The organism is Amycolatopsis sp. (assembly GCF_035276945.1).
Taxonomy (GTDB): domain Bacteria; phylum Actinomycetota; class Actinomycetes; order Mycobacteriales; family Pseudonocardiaceae; genus Amycolatopsis_E.
Genome location: NZ_DATELF010000055.1, coordinates 1 through 3,675, shown reverse-complemented (window position 1 = coordinate 3,675; position 3,675 = coordinate 1). Strand labels below are relative to the sequence as shown.

The 3,675-nt window shown below is 69.1% G+C and carries 9 protein-coding genes; 3 read left to right on the top strand and 6 right to left on the bottom strand.

Annotated elements, in window-relative coordinates; translation table 11 throughout:
* The 3 genes from VJT49_RS09295 to VJT49_RS09285 form a co-directional block, all read left to right on the top strand.
* A partial coding sequence (locus tag VJT49_RS09295) for a hypothetical protein (protein ID WP_324164334.1) occupies positions 1 to 230 on the top strand: 230 nt, incomplete at its 5' end.
* Positions 227 to 481 carry a hypothetical protein gene (locus tag VJT49_RS09290; RefSeq protein ID WP_324164333.1) on the top strand — a complete coding sequence of 85 codons (255 nt, stop codon included), beginning with the start codon at positions 227 to 229 and terminating at the stop codon, positions 479 to 481. The genes VJT49_RS09295 and VJT49_RS09290, both read left to right, overlap by 4 nt.
* 555 nt (positions 482 to 1,036) lie before the next feature.
* Positions 1,037 to 1,192 carry a hypothetical protein gene (locus VJT49_RS09285; RefSeq protein ID WP_324164332.1) on the top strand — a complete coding sequence of 52 codons (156 nt, stop codon included), beginning with the start codon at positions 1,037 to 1,039 and terminating at the stop codon, positions 1,190 to 1,192.
* Positions 1,193 to 1,282: 90 nt separating this feature from the next.
* Here the strand turns inward: VJT49_RS09285 and VJT49_RS09280 are convergent, their stop codons facing one another.
* The 6 genes from VJT49_RS09280 to VJT49_RS09255 form a co-directional block, all read right to left on the bottom strand.
* Positions 1,283 to 1,588 carry a hypothetical protein gene (locus VJT49_RS09280; protein ID WP_324164331.1) on the bottom strand — a complete coding sequence of 102 codons (306 nt, stop codon included), beginning with the start codon at positions 1,586 to 1,588 and terminating at the stop codon, positions 1,283 to 1,285.
* Positions 1,585 to 1,962, bottom strand: a complete 378-nt coding sequence (locus VJT49_RS09275) for a hypothetical protein (RefSeq protein ID WP_324164330.1) — start codon at positions 1,960 to 1,962, stop codon at positions 1,585 to 1,587. The genes VJT49_RS09280 and VJT49_RS09275 overlap by 4 nt, the downstream gene beginning before the upstream one ends.
* Positions 1,959 to 2,333 carry a hypothetical protein gene (locus tag VJT49_RS09270; protein ID WP_324164329.1) on the bottom strand — a complete coding sequence of 125 codons (375 nt, stop codon included), beginning with the start codon at positions 2,331 to 2,333 and terminating at the stop codon, positions 1,959 to 1,961. Before VJT49_RS09270 ends, VJT49_RS09275 begins: the two co-directional genes overlap by 4 nt.
* A gap of 125 nt (positions 2,334 to 2,458) precedes the next feature.
* A complete protein-coding gene (locus VJT49_RS09265; protein ID WP_324164328.1) occupies positions 2,459 to 2,752 on the bottom strand; it encodes a hypothetical protein in 294 nt (97 codons plus the stop codon).
* Between the two features lie 24 nt (positions 2,753 to 2,776).
* Entirely contained in the window at positions 2,777 to 3,457 is a 681-nt protein-coding gene (locus VJT49_RS09260; RefSeq protein WP_324164327.1) for a hypothetical protein, read from the bottom strand.
* Positions 3,454 to 3,675: hypothetical protein (locus tag VJT49_RS09255; protein ID WP_324164326.1), on the bottom strand; the 222-nt coding region annotated here is incomplete at its 5' end. The genes VJT49_RS09260 and VJT49_RS09255, both read right to left, overlap by 4 nt.

Below are 3,675 nucleotides of genomic sequence, written 5' to 3'. Positions count from 1 at the left end.
CGGAAGAGTGGCGGATCGCGTGGCGCGAGACCGGCGTCGACCCTGATGGACAGCCGGTCGAGGTCGTCGCTGGGCTGAAGGTGAACGAGCAGGTCGCCGTGCAGGTGGGTGATCGGCTGGCTTACCTCGACCTCGACCCCGAGCGCCCCGAGACCGGGGCAGCGGTCGGGGTCTCGACCGGGTTGCGGATCTCGATCGAAACCCGGCTCAGGGCGCGGGGTCAGCTGTGAACGGGCTGGCGCGTACCGGACTGGAGCGGGACCGTGCGGTGGTCGCCGCGATGGCCGAGGTCGCGGAGGCGCTGATGCGGGTGGTGTCGGTCTATGGCCGTGCTGGCTCTCTGGAGGCGGTGGGTACGGACATCCTGCGGATGTACGGCGCGGGCACGGCCCGGCTTGGTGCGTCGATGGTGGGGCGGGCCGACGAGATCGACGGGGCGGCGACCCGGGCGCTTCCATCGTCACCGGCTGCGCGCCCGTGACCGCCGTGACCCTTCCCTGACCGGTCCGCGCTCCCCTCGCCACACTCCCCCGGCCAGGGTTGAGCGCGGGCCACCCCATCCCCGCCCGACGTGAGGCCCCGGCCTGCGACTCGCGTCGGACGGTTGGTCCTCGGCGGAATGGAGTCCGAGGACCGGGCGCGATCCCCAGCGCCCACCAGCTCGGCCGGTGCGGGCCCCCCACCCGCACCGGCCGAGCTTCCACACCCCTGAATCCATTGGGAGGCAATCGTGGAATGGGAACTGCTGTCGAGACCGCTTCCGGTGCGGATCCCGGCCCAGGTGCCACTCCGGACTAGTCCGGACCTCATGACCATTGGTGACCGTGTCGAGCTGGCACGGCGTGTCCTCGCTGCTCTGCGCAACCTGCCTGCCACCCGGCCCAGCGTTGTGGTGTGCGGCTGTAGCTGGTGTGGCGGCTCTGGTGTCTGGACCGACCCCGAGACCGGTGCCAAGTGGCCATGCATCCAGTGCAGGAGCGGCAGGGACGGTAGCGACAACTGATCCGCTGACCTGCTACCAGGAGAAAGGCATCACGTGACTCGTCTTCGAACGATCCTCACCGAGCTCGCCGCGATCGGCGGCCTGGTCGCGCTCGTCCTGATTGCCCGGGAGAAGTCCCAGCTGTCGCCCGCGCCCGGCGAGACGACTCCGCAGGATGAGCGGCCGCTGCCCGGCCGCTGGGGCAGCTGAACGCCGGATGTTGCGTCTTGCCGGGTTCCTCACCGTGCTGCGATTCCGGCGGGCCATCGTTCCGCCATGACCACTGTCTCTTTCGGATGTTCAGAGGGAGAACATCTGGTTCAGGCGCAGGAAATCCGGGGAGTCGTGGAACGAGACGATCCCGTTTTCAACGCCCCAGTTGCCGACCGCCTTGCGGCGCCGGTTCGCCGGGTGAGAGTTGTTGTTCCCGCCGAGCCGTTCCTGAGGTGGCAGAGACCAGCCACGCGCCGTCATGAACGCGATAAACGCGGCCCGCTCGTGCCACACTCTGTGGCCGGCGTCGAGCAGTTCCGGCGGCACCTCGACACCGTCGACGATCGGCGCGGCCGGAAGCTGCAACCGTCGCGCGGCCCGGCGGGCGCTCACCGGTCCGCCCCAAGGCACAGGTATAGCGCGGTTTGATCGTCCCCGATCGGCCACGCCTGGTCGCCGTCGAGGACGTAGCCCGGCACTGGAACACCAGCCCGCAGCAGCCGGGAAAGATCCGCGCGCCCCCGAACATCGGTCCAGCCCTGCTCGACTGCCCACCGGCGAACAGCCTCACCATGCCGACGACGGCGCCCCAGGAAGCACGCGGCGTCCCGCACCCGCTGAGCCGCGTGCGTGAACCCCTCCACGTCCGTCGTGTCGTCCCGCCACACCGCGTCATCGGGAGCCAGCAGCGAACCGTCAATCTGGACACCACCAGGCAGCAGCAGCACGTCCGCCGGCTGTGCGCGGGCAGCACGCCGGGCCGTCATGACGCGTCCACGATCCGCCACCCGAGCGCGACCATCGCCTTCGGCGTCAACCCGAGCGCTTCGGCGGCATACCGGGCTTCCTGCGCCATCCACGCCGAGGCCTCACCGGCCAGGATCGCGCGCTCGTATACCAGCAGGACGGCCACCGTCCCGCGGCACGTGTCGTCCCACATCACCGCCTGAGGCGACTCCCACAGCTCCGACCACCGCGCCCGATCATCCTCGGACCACTCACGACCCGGCGGCATCTCCGGAACCGGAAGATCACACCCGGTCGCCGGAAGATCCACCAGCGCAGCACGGGCAGCAGCCGCAGGCGGCCGGCGGTGCGCCCGGCTGTTCGGCTTCGCCGCGTTACGTTTCGGCGGCATCGGTCACTCTCCGTCTATCTTCGTGATCTTGGTTGAGGTGGATCGGTACGCCGACCACGAAAAGACCTCACCGGCGGTCCCGGCCGTCCACAGTGGAGGGGTTACCCCCCAGGGGGTATCGGTGGTCAGCGGCCGTACCAGCGGACGACGGAAAGCGTCGCGTCGCTTGCGCCTGATCGCTTCGCGGTGAGCGTGTCTCCGACGGCGAGCATGATGGCTGCGCTCGCGCCTGCGGGCAGAGCGATGTCCTTGCTTGAGGCGGACACTTCCCCGAACAGGACGCCGTTGGCTGTGAGGGTTGCGCCGTTGGCGCTGGTGTTCTTGACGAGCAGGGTTTGCGGGTAGCCGTCGAGTCCGCCTGTGTGCAGTGGCACGGGCGCGGTGCTGGCTGTGATGGTCCGCTCGGCCTCGAGGATCATGGGTTTGCTACCTCTCTGGGGTGGTCAGGCGTTGAGGGCCTGGGTCAGGGCCTGGTCGAAGGATTCGACCAGGGCGGGTAGTTGGAGCGGCGGCATCCTCATCTGTGCAATACCGGCGAACGGCGGCACGATGTTTGGTGGCGCGAAGCCGCACGTGTCGGTCGGTCGTGGGTTCGGGTACAGCTGCGCTCCGCTGTAGTCGGTGAACGCCTGGGCGCGCTGCTCGTAGTCATCGAGCTGGGCGGCATAGTTGCCGTCTGGGCCCAGTTCCTCACGCTCGCCGGGGGTCATGAGCCGGTACCAGATGGCGAGGTCCTGAATGCGTCGCTCGTGTGTCTGGAGAGCGGCGGGGTAGGCGGCGGCGCGGCGTTCATAGTTGGCGCGCTCTTCGGCGGTGACGAGGCGGACGGTGGTGCTGCTGCCGATTCCTTCGACGGTGCCCGAGCGGATCGAGGGTGCCCAGTTGTGGAGGTATTCGTACTCGGTGCGCAGGGTGGTGTGGTCGGTGCTGGGTGGTGTCTGGGGTTGCGGCAGGTATTCGGGGTGCTCGGCGAGCGCGGCCGCGGTGGTGACGCGGTAGCCGATCCACGCGGCGAGTGCCGTGTCAGGGTCGGTGTTCACCGCCTTGACGAATCGTTCCCATGCGGTGCTGATCGAGGCGACGCGCTGGGTGGCAGCCTGCTGCGCTTGTGCGGGCGTGGTCATCGGTAGTTCCTTCCGTAGAGGGTTCGGTTCTCGGCGAGTTGCTCGCGCTGTAGGCGCACGGCGGTCTGCCAGTCGCCGCGTTTCTGTGCGTCCGCGATCTGGGTCTCGTAGCTGGCACCCCCACCACCGCCCCCGCCTTGGCTCTTGTCCGGGCGTGGTGCGCGTGGTTGCGTCGTGGTGGGTGCGGGTGGTGCCGGTGTGGTGGCCGCGGTGACTGC

Bases quoted from the DNA above. Each gene is read 5' to 3' on its own strand.
- VJT49_RS09275 (WP_324164330.1), bottom strand. From the start codon at position 1,962: ATGACGGCCCGGCGTGCTGCCCGCGCACAGCCGGCGGACGTGCTGCTG.
- VJT49_RS09270 (WP_324164329.1), bottom strand. From the start codon at position 2,333: ATGCCGCCGAAACGTAACGCGGCGAAGCCGAACAGCCGGGCGCACCGC.
- VJT49_RS09265 (WP_324164328.1), bottom strand. From the start codon at position 2,752: ATGATCCTCGAGGCCGAGCGGACCATCACAGCCAGCACCGCGCCCGTG.
- VJT49_RS09260 (WP_324164327.1), bottom strand. From the start codon at position 3,457: ATGACCACGCCCGCACAAGCGCAGCAGGCTGCCACCCAGCGCGTCGCC.